The organism is Microcoleus sp. LEGE 07076 (genome assembly GCF_015207455.1).
GTDB lineage: Bacteria > Cyanobacteriota > Cyanobacteriia > Cyanobacteriales > Microcoleaceae > Microcoleus.
Genome location: NZ_JADEWV010000138.1, coordinates 1 through 16,547, shown reverse-complemented (window position 1 = coordinate 16,547; position 16,547 = coordinate 1). Strand labels below are relative to the sequence as shown.

The 16,547-nt window shown below is 44.8% G+C and carries 19 protein-coding genes; 10 read left to right on the top strand and 9 right to left on the bottom strand.

All coding sequences use genetic code 11. The features are described from left to right. Nucleotides 1-1,078 (top strand): ATP-grasp domain-containing protein (locus IQ270_RS20600; RefSeq protein WP_193975081.1); only part of this gene is annotated, 1,078 nt, incomplete at its 5' end. Between the two features lie 49 nt (nucleotides 1,079-1,127). After that, complete coding sequence (locus IQ270_RS20595) at nucleotides 1,128-2,024, top strand: CoA-binding protein (protein WP_193975080.1); 897 nt, start codon at nucleotides 1,128-1,130, stop codon at nucleotides 2,022-2,024. Nucleotides 2,025-2,174: 150 nt separating this feature from the next. Here IQ270_RS20595 and IQ270_RS32145 read toward each other — a convergent pair whose 3' ends face one another. Further along, complete coding sequence (locus IQ270_RS32145; protein WP_193975079.1) at nucleotides 2,175-2,876, bottom strand: alpha/beta hydrolase; 702 nt, start codon at nucleotides 2,874-2,876, stop codon at nucleotides 2,175-2,177. A gap of 266 nt (nucleotides 2,877-3,142) precedes the next feature. On the opposite strand from IQ270_RS32145, the gene hpsL reads away from it, so the two are divergent. Beyond that, nucleotides 3,143-4,807 (top strand): hormogonium polysaccharide biosynthesis protein HpsL, encoded by a 1,665-nt coding sequence (hpsL, locus tag IQ270_RS20585; RefSeq protein WP_193975078.1) that lies wholly within the window; start codon nucleotides 3,143-3,145, stop codon nucleotides 4,805-4,807. A gap of 334 nt (nucleotides 4,808-5,141) precedes the next feature. On the opposite strand, the gene IQ270_RS20580 is transcribed toward hpsL, so the two are convergent. The 6 genes from IQ270_RS20580 to typA all read right to left on the bottom strand — a co-directional run bounded on the left by IQ270_RS20580 (nucleotide 5,142) and on the right by typA (nucleotide 11,791). Then, nucleotides 5,142-6,539, bottom strand: a complete 1,398-nt coding sequence (locus IQ270_RS20580; protein WP_193975077.1) for a DPP IV N-terminal domain-containing protein — start codon at nucleotides 6,537-6,539, stop codon at nucleotides 5,142-5,144. 23 nt (nucleotides 6,540-6,562) lie between these two features. Beyond that, nucleotides 6,563-7,009 carry a hypothetical protein gene (locus IQ270_RS20575; protein WP_193975076.1) on the bottom strand — a complete coding sequence of 149 codons (447 nt, stop codon included), beginning with the start codon at nucleotides 7,007-7,009 and terminating at the stop codon, nucleotides 6,563-6,565. Continuing rightward, nucleotides 7,006-7,878 carry a ParA family protein gene (locus tag IQ270_RS20570; protein WP_193975075.1) on the bottom strand — a complete coding sequence of 291 codons (873 nt, stop codon included), beginning with the start codon at nucleotides 7,876-7,878 and terminating at the stop codon, nucleotides 7,006-7,008. The genes IQ270_RS20575 and IQ270_RS20570 overlap by 4 nt, the downstream gene beginning before the upstream one ends. Before the next feature lie 229 nt (nucleotides 7,879-8,107). Continuing rightward, nucleotides 8,108-8,701, bottom strand: coding sequence for a hypothetical protein (locus IQ270_RS20565; RefSeq protein WP_193975074.1), 594 nt, complete (start codon nucleotides 8,699-8,701; stop codon nucleotides 8,108-8,110). Then, nucleotides 8,691-9,842 carry an AAA family ATPase gene (locus IQ270_RS20560; RefSeq protein ID WP_193975073.1) on the bottom strand — a complete coding sequence of 384 codons (1,152 nt, stop codon included), beginning with the start codon at nucleotides 9,840-9,842 and terminating at the stop codon, nucleotides 8,691-8,693. The genes IQ270_RS20565 and IQ270_RS20560 overlap by 11 nt, the downstream gene beginning before the upstream one ends. Nucleotides 9,843-10,000: 158 nt before the next feature. Next, on the bottom strand, nucleotides 10,001-11,791 hold the full coding sequence (typA, locus tag IQ270_RS20555; RefSeq protein ID WP_193975072.1) for a translational GTPase TypA: 1,791 nt from the start codon (nucleotides 11,789-11,791) through the stop codon (nucleotides 10,001-10,003). A gap of 121 nt (nucleotides 11,792-11,912) precedes the next feature. Here typA and IQ270_RS20550 point away from each other — a divergent pair, with 121 nt between their 5' ends. The 4 genes from IQ270_RS20550 to IQ270_RS20535 are packed head-to-tail and all read left to right on the top strand — an operon-like array spanning nucleotide 11,913 to nucleotide 13,362. After that, a complete protein-coding gene (locus IQ270_RS20550; RefSeq protein WP_193975071.1) occupies nucleotides 11,913-12,239 on the top strand; it encodes a type II toxin-antitoxin system RelE/ParE family toxin in 327 nt (108 codons plus the stop codon). Between the two features lie 4 nt (nucleotides 12,240-12,243). Continuing rightward, nucleotides 12,244-12,618 carry a DNA-binding protein gene (locus tag IQ270_RS20545; protein ID WP_228056548.1) on the top strand — a complete coding sequence of 125 codons (375 nt, stop codon included), beginning with the start codon at nucleotides 12,244-12,246 and terminating at the stop codon, nucleotides 12,616-12,618. A gap of 50 nt (nucleotides 12,619-12,668) precedes the next feature. Then, nucleotides 12,669-13,007, top strand: a complete 339-nt coding sequence (locus tag IQ270_RS20540; RefSeq protein ID WP_193975070.1) for a type II toxin-antitoxin system RelE/ParE family toxin — start codon at nucleotides 12,669-12,671, stop codon at nucleotides 13,005-13,007. After that, entirely contained in the window at nucleotides 13,000-13,362 is a 363-nt protein-coding gene (locus IQ270_RS20535) for a DNA-binding protein (RefSeq protein WP_193975069.1), read from the top strand. The genes IQ270_RS20540 and IQ270_RS20535 overlap by 8 nt, the downstream gene beginning before the upstream one ends. Before the next feature lie 141 nt (nucleotides 13,363-13,503). Here the strand turns inward: IQ270_RS20535 and IQ270_RS20530 are convergent, their stop codons facing one another. Further along, nucleotides 13,504-13,809: a hypothetical protein gene (locus IQ270_RS20530; RefSeq protein ID WP_193975068.1), complete on the bottom strand. Its 306-nt coding sequence runs from the start codon at nucleotides 13,807-13,809 to the stop codon at nucleotides 13,504-13,506. A gap of 683 nt (nucleotides 13,810-14,492) precedes the next feature. On the opposite strand from IQ270_RS20530, the gene IQ270_RS20520 reads away from it, so the two are divergent. After that, nucleotides 14,493-14,840, top strand: coding sequence for a type II toxin-antitoxin system RelE/ParE family toxin (locus tag IQ270_RS20520; protein WP_193975082.1), 348 nt, complete (start codon nucleotides 14,493-14,495; stop codon nucleotides 14,838-14,840). After that, nucleotides 14,824-15,186, top strand: coding sequence for a DNA-binding protein (locus IQ270_RS20515; protein WP_193975066.1), 363 nt, complete (start codon nucleotides 14,824-14,826; stop codon nucleotides 15,184-15,186). Before IQ270_RS20520 ends, IQ270_RS20515 begins: the two co-directional genes overlap by 17 nt. A gap of 85 nt (nucleotides 15,187-15,271) precedes the next feature. Here IQ270_RS20515 and IQ270_RS20510 read toward each other — a convergent pair whose 3' ends face one another. Continuing rightward, nucleotides 15,272-15,541, bottom strand: a complete 270-nt coding sequence (locus tag IQ270_RS20510) for a hypothetical protein (protein ID WP_193975065.1) — start codon at nucleotides 15,539-15,541, stop codon at nucleotides 15,272-15,274. An 83-nt stretch (nucleotides 15,542-15,624) separates the two neighbouring features. On the opposite strand from IQ270_RS20510, the gene IQ270_RS20505 reads away from it, so the two are divergent. Further along, nucleotides 15,625-16,449 (top strand): D-alanyl-D-alanine carboxypeptidase family protein, encoded by an 825-nt coding sequence (locus tag IQ270_RS20505; protein WP_193975064.1) that lies wholly within the window; start codon nucleotides 15,625-15,627, stop codon nucleotides 16,447-16,449. Nucleotides 16,450-16,547 lie beyond the last annotated feature (98 nt).

Here is a 16,547-nt window from a genome sequence, read left to right as displayed (position 1 = left end):
GGGCCGGGCGGGCGGTATTAAATTTGTGGAAAATACGATCGATGCAGTTGCTGCGGCTCAAACAATTTTTAATTTGCCGATCGAGGATGAATATCCCCAAGTCCTGCTGGCAGAAGCTAAGTACAACGCTGACCAAGAATTGTACTTGGCGGTATTGCTAGACCCGGTAGCCCGCCGCCCGGTACTTCTGGGTTCGAGACAAGGAGGTATGGATGTCGAAGGGTCGATCGAAAAAATGCAGCAGGTTGCGGTAGACCAAGAATTTTCGCCATTCTACGCGAGGCGTTTGATGCTGAAAATGGGATTGCAGGGAGACTTGATTCAATCGGTGAGCGCGATTGTCCAGAAAATGTACCGCTTGTTTGTAGAAAAAGATTTAGATTTAGTAGAAATCAATCCCCTGGGCATCAGTCCGAGGGGAGAGGTAATGGCTTTAGACGGTAAAGTCACCGCCAACGACGATGCCTTGGGGCGGCATCCAGATTTGGCCGCACTCTCGGAGAAGAGGCAAAGCAGCGGGTTGGGACGGGGAAAGAGAAGTCTCTATACCTCTGGCGATCGCTCCCATTCCCACTCGAAGGCGCAGCAATCGCCGGAGTTTGACCCCCAATCTCAATCCCCAATCTCGAATTCCGAATCCCTGGAATTAATCGAACTAGATGGGAATATCGGGATTTTGTGCAGCGGAGTGGGCCTGACAATGGCAACTCTGGATGCTGTAGCCCGCGAAGGAGGAAAACCAGCTAATTTTGTGAATATGGGTTCCTTAGACGGCTACGAAGCAGCAAATGCCCTGCGCGATCGTGCGGATTTGGCTCTGGAGTTAGTCGCTCAGGATAAAAGCGTTAAAGTGATACTGGTAAATATTTTGGCGGGCGCCTCCAAAACCGAGGAAATTACCGCCGCAGTAGTCGGCTATTTGGAACGGAAAGCTCGCGCTAACCGCCACATCCAAGTTGTGCTGCGTCTGGTAGAGATCGATGCTGATGCTGTTAAAAAGCGGTTGGGACAGTTGCCGGTACAGCTAGCTAGCACCTTGGATCAAGCCGCGGCCGCTTCTGTATCTTCGGCCAAGTAGCGGGAGTCGATCGGCAAAAGACGAGTTATGGACTCTCAAGTGGCAAAAAATGAATTTAACTCCTGAAAGCAAAGTCCTAGTACAGGGCATTACAGAATCTCCAGCGTCAACCCGCGCCGCCCTGATGATGAAAGCATACGGCACGAATGTAGTGGCCGGCGTGAGTCCCGGTAAAGGCGGGGGGGAGTTGGAGGGAATTCCGATTTTTGATTTGGTAGAACAAGCAGTGGCGGCAGTGGGTCACGTTGACACTGCGGTAATTTTGGTAGACCCTTATTCGGTGCTGGATGCGGCTCTAGAAGCGATCGCGGCAGGAATTCGGCAAATCGCGATCGTCACTCCTGGAGTGCCTCCTCTGGATATGGTGCGCTTAGTCAGAAAAGCAGAGGTTACGGAAACTTTGCTAATCGGGCCCAACAGTCCGGGGATTATTGTCCCGGAAAAACTGCTACTGGGAACTCACCCCAAAGAATTCTACACTCCAGGTTCGATCGGGATAATCAGCCGCAGCAGCACTTTGACTTACGAAATTGCTCTAGAACTGACTGAGGCTCGGTTGGGGCAGTCGATGGCGGTTTGTATTGGCTGCGACGCGATTCTTGGTTCATCGTTTATGCAGTGGCTGCAAATTTTGGACGAAGATGAAACTACCGAAGCCATAGTTTTGGTGGGGGAAGTTGGCGGGTGGAGCGAACAAGCTGCTGCTTCTTACATCGCTTCGGCGATCGACAAACCCGTAGTTGCTTATCTGGCAGGCCACTACGCTCCCAAGGGCCCGTATTTGGGCCACGCCGGCATCCTGATCAGTTCTCGGGCTGCTGCCCAGAAAGCTTTTGGAATTACGGCCAAAAACAAAATGGCTGCCTTTGAAGAGGCGGACATACCTGTGGCGGATCGGCCTTCGGAGGTTCCTAATTTGATCAAAAAATTGCTAAAGCAAAATTGATTGTTTCGGATTTATGGGGATAGGATGGGGGCGGTTATGCCCGATCGATCGAACACAATCAAATTAATTGGTACTGAGTACGACTGTCCCGATCAAATCACAGGATTTGCACTCGGTGTTCGATCGAACACTTGGATCGAGATGATTTTCTTACCAGAGTCCTCTGACGGGTCTTGCAGGCTGCGGTACTGGTGCTGGTAAGGGTGCGGGAAGGCGGCGCGCTGGAGCGGGGGTTGTGGGGGCAATGCTGGGGCGAGGTGCGATCGGAGTTTCGGTGCGAGTTGTTTGAGTTGTGCTTGTTGTCTGGCGCATCGACTCTTGCAGCAGGCTTTGCACATTTCCTACCAAACCCTGAACCTTCCCAACCGTGGCGGCAATGCTGGCAACATCTACATAAACCTCCGGCAGAGGATACTTTTTCAGGATTTCCAGCAGCGACAGCTTACCATTGTCGCCGGATGCCATAATCACCGCCGCCCGCAGGGCTTTGCCGCTTTCTGTGCGGCGATGAGTCCTAATTGTCTGGCCGATTTCGTCTGTAATTTTTTCTCCCGGGGTGCTGTAAACTACCCTCGCCAGAATAGCTGGCTTTAAACCGATTTCTAGACTCATCAACCCCCGCAGCACTTGTGGATCCATTTTGGAGAACCCGATAATTTGTTGGATGGTTGGTGTCGTAGTGCCGTTTTTAGCAAAGTCTTCTAAGTCGCTAATATTGATGGCTTGTGCGATTGGACCAAATGTCAGGACAACTTTTTCGGCCGCCAATGCTTTGCTGCTGCTAGATAATATGCTGGCGCTTGCTCCTAAAAACAGGGCAGTGCCGATCGATACAAATTTTGTTAACTTCATACTTCAGTTTCAGCGATCGATTAAAATTATTCTTTCGAGATTTGTACATTATAGATGCACCAGTTATTTTCTACAAGGTGGCGAATCTAAGTTATGCCCGCCCGCGTCAGGCGCACAATCTCGATCTTTTCGACCGCAATCGACTTGAAGAATAAGTAACCACATTTACAGAAATATTTTTTATTCTATTCATTCCACCTTCTACATCTGAGTGCCTTCAACATCTGAATGCCTTCACCCTTCTACATAAGTCCCTTCTAGAAATTATGTTGAAAACCAACCGCAAATCCAAGAAATCCAAACACAAGCACAGCGAAAAAACCACAGCCCTCAGCAAAAAAGAAGCAGCCGCACAAAAACGCAAAACTTCACAAAAACGCAATGAATTGGTACAGGCGATCGTCATTTGCTGCTTAATCAGTGTTGCTGTCAGCATCCCCCTATTGTTCATTGTTTCCCCTAAAATTGCCATTGCAGGAGGCGCAGCATTAGCTATCTTGCTGTTATCCTACAAATACCCTCGTCAAGCTTTGTGGGCTTTTCTCGTTTATCTGCCTTTTAGCGGTACAATTACTTACGCAATTGGCGGCGGGAATGCTGCATTTCAAGTAGCCAAAGATGCTTTCTACATACCAGCCCTCATCGCCCTCATTCAAAGCTGCAAAAAGAAACAATTACCTCTGTTCATTCCCAAACAAATGCTTTCTACCTTCAGCATCCTGTTGATGATGGCAATGCTAACTTTAATTTTTGTCAACGGAGAGATGCAGCTCAACCCGATGAAGGGCGACAAACCAATTCTACAAGGAATTCTCGGGTTAAAAGTATTGATAGGTTACATACCGCTGATTGCTTGTACCTATTATCTGCTCCGCACTAAGAAGGATTTGGTGTTTTTTAGTCGAATGCACCTAATTTTGGCTGTCGTTTGCTGCCTTCTCGGTTTGATGCAGTACCTGTTGCTGCAAAGTGGAAGATGCGCGGGGACCCGAGGAATGACCGGAGAAGAATTATATAAAGCAACACTGCAAGCTAGATGTTTTGTTGGCGGTTCCTTAGTATTCAGTCCAGAAGTTAAGTTTATCCGCTTACCGGGAACTTTCGTAGCGCCTTGGCAGTGGGCGTGGTTTTTAATTTCTAATGCTTTTTTAACCTTTGCCTCTACCTTTTGTGATCCTTCATTCTGGTGGCGACTTATCGGTTTATTTGGCATGGCATTAGTATTTGCAAATGCAGTTATTTCCGGGCAAAGAGCTGCTTTAGTTATGGTGCCAGTTGCCACAGGCATTCTGCTCATTCTTACGGGTCAATTAGTTAATTTAAAACGATTTATTCCCATCGGTGCAGGACTGGCAATTCTGCTATTTGTCGGTGCAGCAGTTAACCCAGAAATTATTGAGCAGCGGTGGGACAGTTTTGTTAACCGCTGGAATGCTGCACCGCCCCAGCAGTTTCTGTTTAATCAGTTGGAGCAGAGCCACAATTTTATCATTGACAAACCTTTCGGTAGAGGAGTGGGACGAGCCACTAATTCAACGCGGATATTTGGCACCACCCAACTAATTGAAACTTTCCAACCTAAGTTGATGTACGAACTAGGTTATGCGGGAATGATTGCTTTTCAACTCATGCTTTTACACTTAGCTTTTCTAAGTTTTCGAGCTTACCGTTCTGTGAAAGACAAAAGTTTGCGGAGTTACGGAGCTAGTTTTTGGGTGTTTGTGGCATTTATTACTATCAATCCTCAATACTATCCGCTGGATGTAGATCCAGTGTCAGTGTATTACTGGGTTTTGGCTGGAGCGATTTTAAAGTTGCCCAAAATTGACAAACAGGTGCAGGATGAAAAACACCTGGAACTTGAGGGACATGAATTGGAAGTTCACCATCAATTTAAGGAGAAAAAAATTATTGCATCTGCTCCCATTTGACAAAGGCAGTCTTGGACGAAACTGTCACATTAAGGAATGAGAATTAAATAACTTACCATTTTTATTGTTCTTGTGGGATGGGCTCTATAGCCCATCCCACAATCATGTGTAAATTATTTAATTCGCGATCCTAAATAAAGGTAGGTAGTTGCGATGAAAGCGCTCTTTTGTAGAATCAACAATAGCAAAGATTATTGCATCGGCTCCAATTTGACAAAAGCAGTCCTGGATGCAACTACGTACCTAAAAATTAATCCGAATCTTAGGCGAGTTGTGTAAGTCCAGAAAAGTTGGTAGTGTTGTAGTTTTAACGGACATGATATAAATTGTAATTTTACTGTGGTTGCCAAACTGGACTTCCAGCATTTAAATCCTTGTCGCTGGTCAATTTATTTAATCCAGAACCGTCGCGATTAATTACATACAAATTGCTTTTGTCACCTGTGATTTCATTAAATGTAAAAGCAATTTGCTGACTTTCATAAGACCAAGCTAATTCAGAAATCTCCGACATTCCTAAGCGGGGAGCTAGTTGATTTAGCTGGGAATTTTCCGGATTTATTGTGTATAATTTTTGCTGGTTGAAGTCTCCGGCAGCGAAAGCGATAAGTTTGCCATCGGGCGACCAGGAAAGTGCATCGTATTGGCTCGGTTTTTGGGTGAGGTTTTTGGCGGTTCCGCTGTTAATGTCGATCGCCCAAATATCCTGCTTTTCCCCCATCAAATCGCCCGCTTTCCCCTGATAGTAAGCAATCCGGCTGCTGTCGGGCGACCAAAATAGCTTGACGTTGTAGACTTGATGTTGCGGGTTGTCAGTCAAATTTTTGAGGTTTGTGCCGTCGGCATTAATCGTGTAAACTTGCTGTTGGGGATAGGTGCCGGACAAAAAAGCGATTTTTGTGCGATCGGGCGACCAGACAAGTTTGCTACCCCCGGATGTATACTCGCCGGGACTTTGAGTTAATTTAATCATTCCCGAACCGTCGGCATTCATTTTGTAGATATTTTTATCCTTGACAAATGCTACCTGCTGACCGTCAGGAGAAAGATAAAATTCCGATGAAATTTCGGTTTTAGGCGGTTCTCCTCCTACTTCCAAATCCCGAACTAATTTAGTTCCTTGAATACCCGAAGTGTCGCTTTTATAAAGCGATTGACTGCCGGGATCATCTGAGGTAAAACCGTCGCAAGAACGGGCAAAAACAAGTTTCTGGCTGTTGGAAAACCAAGCTATTTGAAAATTAGCTGCTTTGCAAGACTCCCCAGCAAACTGTTTAGTTAACCCGGAACCGTCAGCATTGACTGTATAAATGTCGGTGTCTGTGCCAACGAAAGCCAGCCGCCGGCCGTTGGGCGACCAAACTAAGGTATAGCTAGCATCTATGTTTGGTGCAAGTTCGCGGCGGGAGGAACCGTTAGCATTGACCGCAAATAAACTGTTTCTAACCTCGCTGCCGCGCTGTTGGAGAGCTGTAAACGCCAGTATACTTGGTTTTTGGGCTGCGGTTGTCCCAGGGCCCTGAAGGCTCGAAAACAGGGTAATTGCGAGTGTTAGGGCGATCAGGGCGATCGAGCAAAACCGCAATAATTTATGGAAGCTGAAAAGTTGCAGAATTTTCCACAAGCTTTTGGGAGGCGGGCAAGATGCCCACCCCACACTTAACTTAAACTCTTGTGGAACAGGCATCTTGCCTGTTCCCAATCCCAGCGGTAAAGGCATATTAAAACCCATTTTCTGGATTCAGATGCTAATTTTTACAGTGTTTGGCGATCGATATGTCGCGACAGCATCAAACTCTGCTTAATTCTACCAATAATTAGCTCAAACATTTTTTTGCGAGACGGATTCTTGCTGCTGGGCGGCATCCCTAACTCGCAACACATCAAATTCAAATCAGTAGCACTCATCGCCGACAACTTTTGCCTCACCTCTAATTCATGACCCTTTTTAGCTTGTAAACGCAGTTCTTCATAAACTTCGAGAACATTTCCTGCTGATAAATTAGCAGGCTTATTAGCATCAGCAACAGCAGGCAATTCAGAAGTTTTAGACCCAGCAGAAAGCCCTCCCCGCTTGACTTGAGCCTCAATCCTGGTTAATTTTTTAGAAACCTCCCGCAAGATTGCCTTAAGTTCGCCAATTTCATCAATTAACCCCCCGCTTTCTTCATCCGCAGCAGCCAAAATATCTTTTTTAATCATTTCAGATACTCCTCACACTCGCGCCACAATTGTTCAAACTCTCTCACTAATTCTCGCGGTAGTTCTCCCTCATTAATAGCCCGTTTTAAGCCAACACTTTCCCGAATAGTAGATTCTAAAAATCTAATTTCTATGTTATTATCTTTTGAGATTTCAGCGCAAAGTCTCTTAACTTCTCTCATGTAAAATTGAACTTCATTTGTTAGCAAGCCTCCATAGATTTTAGCTTTATTCATAAACACTGCAATCTTGGGAAACGGGTAAGGTTCAATCCGTTTCTGGAGCGAGTTTAAAACTAAACTCAATCCCCTAGAACCAAAATAATCTGGATTGACCGGAATCAATATTAAGTCGCAGCAAGAAAGTACGCTATAGGTGAGGAGACTGAAGGAAGGCGAACAGTCAAACAGCATCAAATCGTATTTGGGGAGATTGGGAGAGTTGGCGATTTTGCCGCTGAACCTGCGGATAAAATCTTTAACACTTTTACCCTCAAATCCGTCCAAATCTAACCAATACAATTCTTCTACTGAAGGGACAAAATGCAACTGTTCGTCAATCTGATAAATGGTGTCGAAACCAACGGGAAATTTAAAGTTCTGTCCCGCTTTTTTAAATACTTCTAGAGCGTCGTAAATTGTGAGTCTGTGCTTAAGAGATTTTTCGTACCACTTACCAAATTTATCATCTAAATGACCCGTATTTTCGTTAAGCCCGATCGCCTCTGTGAGCGACATTTGCGGATCTAGGTCTAACATCAGGACTTCTAAGTCGGTTCCTTGGGATATAATATTTCCCAGACTCCAGGTGACGGTGGTCTTTCCGACACCGCCTTTGAAGTTGATCACGGCTATGGATTTTGGACTCATGGCTGGGTTTGTTTTGATTTTGCTCAAATATAAATTAAAACATATTGTGGCGGTTAGTGCAGAGGGCGATCGCATACTAGGATCGGGATGTAGCAATTGATATACAAACAGGAAACTTTCATACTATATCGTTAACTAAGTAGAAAAACCTAAAAAAAACTAGATACCCGATCGCTTTAAGAAATCGGGGATATCACAGAACATCATGTCACATCAACTAACTCATTCTTTACAACTGTAGCCGTTGCAACTCCCTACACGCATAACGGAGAGAAGGCAAAGTAATGCGATCGACTCCCTGATGACATATTTCTAAAGCCAATATTTTTGCCGACCTTTTAGCTAATTCAATCCTCTCTTTTGTAGTCATTGTTTTATCTTTATAATCAGTAAGTTCATTGCATTCTTGACCTGACATATGACTATTAATATAATAAAACCACGTTTCAATATTTCGGGCTGGGACAAAAATAGCAACTTTCTCGTTAGGCAGTCGCGGATCTTTGTTTAAATTACCTGCTGTTTCGTCTAATGCTATATTTAAACAACGCATTCGCTCGTCCAAGCTATCTTCATCAGCATCAATCATTACTACTACAGCAATATTTCTGTAGTTACGGCTTCTATAACTTTTAATAAGCTCTGGATAATGCTTGAGTATCAAAGCATTGTTATTTTTAATTGTTTTTCCTTTAGGATTACCAAAGTCTTTAATTTTGCGATCGTCCAGGCCGCAGCAGATCAGATATTCTCTGATAAATCGCTCTTGGTCAATATCTTCACAGAGAATAGTTACTTCTGGTAAATCATCTCTACTCGTCATAAATCCATCCAAGTTCTATAAGCTTAGCAACTGATAAACCTTCTTCGACCGTATCAGTAATTCGCCGCACACGAACAGCTTCATTATCTTCTCGTTCAAACCAATAACCTGAATTGCTAGCTAAGTAATTAATTAATGAGGGGTGATGAGAAATTAACATTGCTTGTGCTTGATTTTCCAGACAATAGTCCATCACCCTACCCCACCAAGGTTTTATTTCCGGTAAAGCCAGGAAATTTTCTGGTTCATCAATACACAAAGTAAAATTCTCATCAGGAGAACAATATATTAAGGTATATAGAGCAATTAAAGCTTTTTGACCGTGCGATAATTCATTAAGCCTATAAGCAGCCTTGCTGGGACGGGTAAAAGATGCTGACAAAATCCTAACATCACCGGATTTAGAATTTTGAAATGAATCAAATCCTGGGATAATTTTTTGTAATTCCAGCGTTAGTTTAAGTATTTTACCTTGAGATTCTTGAGATAAATAGCTGTACCAAGCTGCATAGTTTGACATATCCCAGTTGGGTGAACTTGCCTCCTGACGGCTTTCCGATTCCATTATATAAGGGTTGATCTGTACAATAAAAAAGTTAGAAATCCGTTTTTTGAACCATGTAAGTTTTTGATTCTCAGGTCTCTCGTAAATAAAACCAATGCCAGAACGCGACCAATCAAAGAACGGTAAGAAAGCACCTTCGCGATTAGGATCGTCATTATACAGCCTAGCTTGACCTACAGGCATATCTCTATCCCCTGCATCAACCCAGAAATTAAACAGAGGTTGTCCGTCAAAAGTTAAGCTTTCTAGTCGCATTCTAGGAGGTGCATACTCTCCTTGATGTTCGATTTCTAGGGTATATTTATAAATACCATCATTTCCTTCAATATCTAATTCAAATTTTTGAATGTTGGATTTTTGCCATCTTGTTAAATCCTTGTTGGCAAACAAATCTGATACTTTATAATCTTGCTGGAAAGCTCGATCGCCTAAAATAAATTTCTGTAATTTTCTTAAAACCTCGAAAACGGTAGTTTTTCCCGATCCATTTGAACCCAGAAATAGATTTAAACTATCTACTCTCAATTCAAAATTGACCAGGCACCTAAAATTATTTACATAAATTCTCTTCAGCATAATTTTTATTTATAAAAGTTAGGATAACGATAAACTTAAGGATTGATTATAAATACATCTGTTATCCTACAAGACTTTGCACTTACAAGCCCAAGTCGATTATATACAGTTTGAAGTTGACACTGATGGCTGGCAATTTTGCCAGCCATCAAGTTATTTTAGCGTTTCACCAACTTCTTAGACACCTTCCGCAAGCGGATAGATTTTGGTGTTACTTCCACCAATTCATCCTGGCCGATGTACTCCAAAGCGCGTTCCAAACTCATATCGACTGGTGCTTGCAATTGAGCCAATTCTTCACCGCCAGATGCGCGGTGGTTTGTCAACTGCTTCGACTTACAGATATTCAGCTCCATGTCGTCATCTCGGTTGTTTTCTCCGATGATCATGCCTCTGTAAACCTTGGTTCCGGGGGTAATGAAGAATACGCCACGGTCTTCAGCATTTTTCAGTGAATAAGTAGTTGCAGTTCCTTCTTCAAAGGAAATCAATACTCCGTTGCGACGGGCGACAATTTCTCCGCCGAGGGGGCGATAGTCGAGGAAACTGTGGTTCATAATTCCAGCGCCACGAGTCAAGCGCATAAACTCGCCTCGGAATCCAATCAAACCGCGTGCGGGGACTGAAAATTCGATTTGGGTGCGGCCGGTGCTGCTGACGTGCATATCTTGCATTTCTGCTTTGCGCTGACCGAGGCGTTCGATGCAGCCTCCGACTGCTTCTTCGGGTACGTCTAAGACCAAACATTCAAAGGGTTCGCAGGGGCGACCGCCGACTTCACGGAAGATTACTTGCGGCTGGGATACTTGGAATTCGTATCCTTCGCGGCGCATATTTTCGATTAGGATTCCGAGGTGAAGTTCGCCGCGGCCGGATACGAGGAATTTGTCGGGAGAGTCGGTTTCTTCGACGCGCAAGGCGACGTTGGTTTGGAGTTCTCGCATGAGCCGATCGCGAATTTGACGCGATGTTACCAAACTACCTTCTTGACCGCAGAATGGCGAATCGTTCACCGAGAAAGTCATCTGCAAAGTTGGTTCGTCTACTTTGATTAAAGGTAGCGCTTGCGGGTCGTTGGGACAGGTAATTGTCTCGCCAATATAGGCGTCAGCAAAACCGGCAACGGCGACAAGATTACCAGCAGAAGATTCTGCGATATCAATCCGCTTCAGGCCTTCAAAGCCCATCAATTTACTAATTTTTGATTTGACAAGCGCGCCACTTTCGGTGATCAAAACTGCTTGTTGACCGATTCTAATTGTGCCGTTGTGGATGCGGCCGATGACGATGCGACCGACGTATTCGGAGTAATCTAAGGTGGTTACTTGCAGTTGCAGTGGCTTTTCGGGGTCGCCTACGGGGGGTGGTACGTGGTCGAGGATTTCTTCAAAGAGGGGCTTCATATCTAGCCCTTCGTCTTCGAGGTGTTTTTTGGCGTAACCGCTTAGGCCGGAACCGAAGAGATAGGGAAATTCGCACTGATCGTCGTCAGCGCCTAGTTCGAGGAACAGATCCAAGACTTTATCGACGGCTTTGTGGGGGTCGGCTCGATCGCGATCGATTTTATTCACAAAGACGATCGGGCGCAAGCCTTTTTCTAGCGCTTTTTTGAGCACGAAGCGGGTTTGCGGCATCGGGCCTTCGTTGGCGTCTACGATCAGCAAACAACCGTCTACCATACCGAGAACTCGTTCGACTTCACCGCCGAAGTCCGCGTGTCCGGGGGTATCGACGATATTGATCAGGGTTTCTTTGTATCGGACAGCGGTATTTTTGGAAAGGATGGTAATGCCACGCTCGCGCTCGATATCATTGGAGTCCATGACGCAATCTGGGATTTCTTCCCCTTCGCGGAAGACCCCGGACTGTCTGAGGAGAGCGTCCACGAGGGTGGTTTTGCCGTGATCGACGTGAGCAATGATAGCGACGTTGCGAATGGGAAGACTCATAATGCGTCTGGGACGTTAAACGAATTTAACTAAAGATTTCTTAATAATTGTAGCGCATGGAGTCAAGGGGCGATCGGGCGCGACAGTATAATCAAAGCGCTGACCCGCTAAAATTGAAATTATGGAAGTGCAACCCAAGGAAATTCAGCGTTACACCACGCCTGACGGCAGAGTTCCTTTCTCGGAGTGGTTAGACTCCCTCCGCGATCTCAAGGCAAAATTTAAGATTGACGGGCGACTCGATCGAGTTGGGACTGGAAATCTCGGAGATTATCGCTCAGTGGGAGAAGGTGTCTATGAGTTGAGGATAAATTACGGCCCTGGCTATCGGGTCTATTTTGGACAAGTTGGAACAACAATTATACTTTTGCTGATAGGCGGAGATAAAAGCACTCAAGAGCAAGATATCCGCAAAACTCAAAAATACTGGACAGATTACAGGAGTTAAGACAATGACAATGCCTAAGAGTTTACCTTATCACCCCTATAAAATTTCAAATCTCAAAAATCCGGCATATTCTGCTGGCTATCTCACAGAGATATTTGAGGAAGAATCAGGCGATTTGGAATTAGGAATCATGCGAAAAGCGTTCAGAGATGTATTTGAGGCTCTTGGAGAACCAAATATGTCAGCAGATGAGGCTTCATTGCACTTGGAAAAATTAGATAGTTTGCTGTCACAGAATGGAATGGCGACTATTTATGGTTTGGCTAATTGGCTGAATGCTCTGGGATTGAAGTTAACAGTTGCGGTTATTCAAGAGGATGAAGGGGAAGAGTCAGATTCTGTTAGTGCTGTTGAGTTGGTGGAGGTTGCTAATGTTTGATCGGGTGCGATCGCCCCTATGATGATTTACGAGTAGTTGCGATCGCACTTATGGAAGTACAACCAAGGGAAATTCAGCGTTACGTCAAGTCAGATGGTCAGATTCCTTTCGATGAGTGGTTTTATGCTCTGCGGGATTCTCAAGCCAAACTCAGGATTAATGTCAGATTGAAGCGAGTTAGTACAGGTAATTTCGGAGACTACCGCCCAGTGGGAGAAGGAGTCTGGGAATTGAAAATTAATTTTGGTCCAGGCTACCGGGTCTATTTTGGACAAGTAGAAACAACTATAGTGCTTCTCCTGTGTGGAGGGGATAAAAGCACTCAGGACGAAGATATTCGTAAAGCCAAGAAATACTGGATTAAATACAGGAGTCAAGACAATGGTTAAAAGTGTACCTTACCATCCGTTTCTGATTGAACAGCTCAAAGATCCAGTATATGCAGCGGGCTACCTCGCGCTGTTTTTGAATGAGCAAGAAGAGGGAGATTTGGATATTGGCATTTTCTCATCAGCTTTGAAAGATGTATTTGAGGCTCTTGGAGAACCAAATATGTCAAAAGATGAGGCTAAATTGCACTTGGAAAAATTAGATGTTTTGTTGTCACAGAATGGAATGGCGACAATTTATGCTTTGGCTAATTGGCTGAAGGTTTTGGGATTGAAGTTAACAGTTGCGGTTGATGCAGGGGATGAGGAAATTTCTGCGAATATTGTTGAGTTGGCAGAAGTTGGTAATGTTTGATTTTGGTCGATTTTTTTTAATCGCAGCTTGTAGTCTGTAGGGTGCGTCAGTCTTAAGGTTCGTAGGAAAAATTAGGGTTTTCCAACTGACGCACCCTACTAATTGTGCTTTCATTGAGATGCTCCCGGAGATAGCCTCTATTCATTCCCAATCAATTATAAAATAAAGACCGAATAATATCCCAAACAACAAGATCGCCCAAATGCCCATCGCAAGACTAAGCCCACCTATAAATAGCGCAGGCCAGAAAGCGCCTCTTAGCTTTGATTCAAATTTTTCGTCAGCTTCTTTTTTCTTCTTTAGACGTTGTTCTTCCTCGATTTTATTCCGGTTATTTTCATGATATTCCTGATCTTTGAGTCTCTGAGCTTGCCTTTCCTTGGTATCACAAAGTTTGTGGCTATAATAGTCAGGAGAGTCATGATAGTCACTTTTAAATACTAGCACTTCTAGATTTTTTTCAAGAAGAAAACCACAATACCTACACTCAGTGTAAGGATCATTTTCTTTTGTTTGTTGGTATTCATAAGGATGTCCACACTTAGCACAATTTATACGTTCACTGTAGTGCGATCTTGATCTAGTATCTGCGTAACTGAACAGGTTTGGTTGCGTGCATACTGGGCAGTTTATTGTTTTCTTTTTTTCTACAGTTTGGCTAATTTTTTGATAACAAGAATTATGAAAAAACTAGCTTTATGAGTATTCGCCAAGTTTTATGTGGCGGGCTTCGGAAAACTTTAAAAATCCACCACAAATAGTACAATTGACACCCCGGATGCCATCGCGACCTGTGTTACAGTGGGGACATTTGTAAGCTTCAGAACTTACCATTCCTCCGCATTCCATACACTTTAATAGGTCTGCCATAATTTTTATCCCATTCGCTGGTCACAAATTTATACAAATTTTACACGAACTCTTCCATATCTGTCAAAATTACAATACCTCTAGACTGAGGTTATCCCTGGAAGCCCTCCGGGTGCGTCAGTCTTAAGGTTATTACGAAGAATTAGGGTTTTCCCACTGACGCACCCTACTACTAATGTTGCTGAATTGGCGGAAGTTGGTAATACTTGATTGGGGTCGATCGCCCGTATTATAATCAGCTAGCAGCTACGATCGCACTTATGGAAGTACAACTGAGGGAAATTCGGCGTTATATTACCCCAGACGGTAGAAATCCTTTCGCAGAGTGGCTTAGTTCCCTGCGAGATTTGAGTGCAGTAGTTAAAATTGAACAAAGGCTCGATCGAGTTCGCTTGGGGAATTTAGGAAACAGCAAGTCTGTTGGCGAAGGAGTCTGCGAATTAAAAATTGATTTTGGGCCTGGGTATCGGGTGTACTTCGGACAAGTTGGGTCAACAATAGTGCTTGTCCTCTGTGGTGGAGATAAAAGCAGTCAAGAGCAAGATATTCGTAAAGCGTATGAGTATTGGAAAGAATATGGAGAACGCGAAAATGCCAACGAGCGATAGTTATCAAGATTATCTGATTGAAGCCCTCAAAGATAAAATACACGCTGCTGCTTATCTAACAGCGCATTTGGAAGACGAAGAGCCTGAAGCAGGTTTGCTTGAACTCGCACTTAGCAATGTGTTTGAAGCTCTTGGGAAACCAAATATGTCTGCTGAGGATGCTAAATTGCATCTGGAAAAATTAGATATTTTGTTGTCGCAGAATGGAAGCGCAACAATTTATCCTTTGGCTAGTTGGCTGAAGGCTCTGGGATTGAAGTTAATGGTTGCGGTTGATGCAGGGGATGAAGCGGAAAAAGCAGGTGCTGTTAGTGTTGTTGAGTTGGTTGAAGTTGCTAAGGCTTGATTGGACGCGATCGCCCCTATGATGATTTACAAGTTGTGGCGATCGACCTTATAGAACTACAACGATAGAGCAATTCAGCCTTACGTCAAGTCAGACAGTCAGATTCCTGAAGTGAATATGCCCGATCGCCCAGCAGATCAATGGCTGACATCGCTGCTCTGCTAAAATTGGCGCGGACGTTTGATGTGCCGATCGCACAATTGTGAGATTTTGCCCAAAAGTAGCAAATTACACTTAAAATAAACCAGTGCCAACCAGTTAGACCAAGACGGGCGGCATCGGGGCCCAAGTAAAACAGATTTGAGAGTTGGCGGATGGGAAAGGGCGAAGTCTGGAACAGATGATATATACTCAACGGCAACTGTAGCTGCTCGATCGCCCGTATCGGTCTACAATTTGTAACGTTGAGCCTTATTGAAGTGCAGGAGTGGAGCTGGCTTGGATAACGCTAGTCTGTCAAGAAAACCCCCGCAAGCCTCGGAGCTTGTCGCCGACGAAATTCCAGAAGCAGTGCGAGACCACCCATACCCAGAAGCAGGAGCGAGTCAATCCAAGAAAAAAGGGCTGATTTGGAAACTCCTAGGGTTGGCCGCATTAGCCTTTGGGGTCAGCATTTGGCTGCACCTCAACTTTAACTTTTTCCCAACCACCAGTCAGGCAGAGCAAAGTCAAAAAAACCCAGCAGCCGCGAGTTCGCCGTCAGGGGTGGCCGCGAGTCCAACTACTAAATCAAAACCCGCAACCCCAGACAACCTGCTGGGACACTTGCCTTACCCAGAAGCACCAGCCGCAGACTTGGTAAATGTCACCTCCGACGGTGGCATCAAACTCCGCAAAGCCGCGGCAGCAAAATATCAAGAAATGGCCAACGCCGCCGCCTACTCAGGGATCTATTTCGCTCCCATATCCGGCTTTCGCTCCGTAGAAGACCAACAACACGTATTTTTTGACGTGAAAGCCGAACGCAGGCAAAACGCCACCAAGCGAGCCGAAGTCAGCGCTCCGCCTGGATATAGCGAACATCACACCGGTTACGCGATCGACATTGGCGACGGCTCCGCCCCCGAAACTAACCTCAGTCAAAGCTTTGACAGTACCCAAGCATTCAAGTGGCTAGAAGCCAACGCTCCCGCCTTCAGCTTTGAAATGTCCTTCCCCAAAAACAACCGCCAAGGCGTCAGTTATGAACCTTGGCACTGGCGGTTTGTAGGCGACAGGCAAAGTCTCGAAACTTTTTACAAAGCTCATTCGATGAAAAAGTAGAAGTCAGTTGACAGTTGTCAGTTTTCAGTTGACAGTTGACAGTTGTTGGGAAAATCAAGGAAGATTTTCGCAATTCTCCCCCTCTCCCCCTCTCCCAC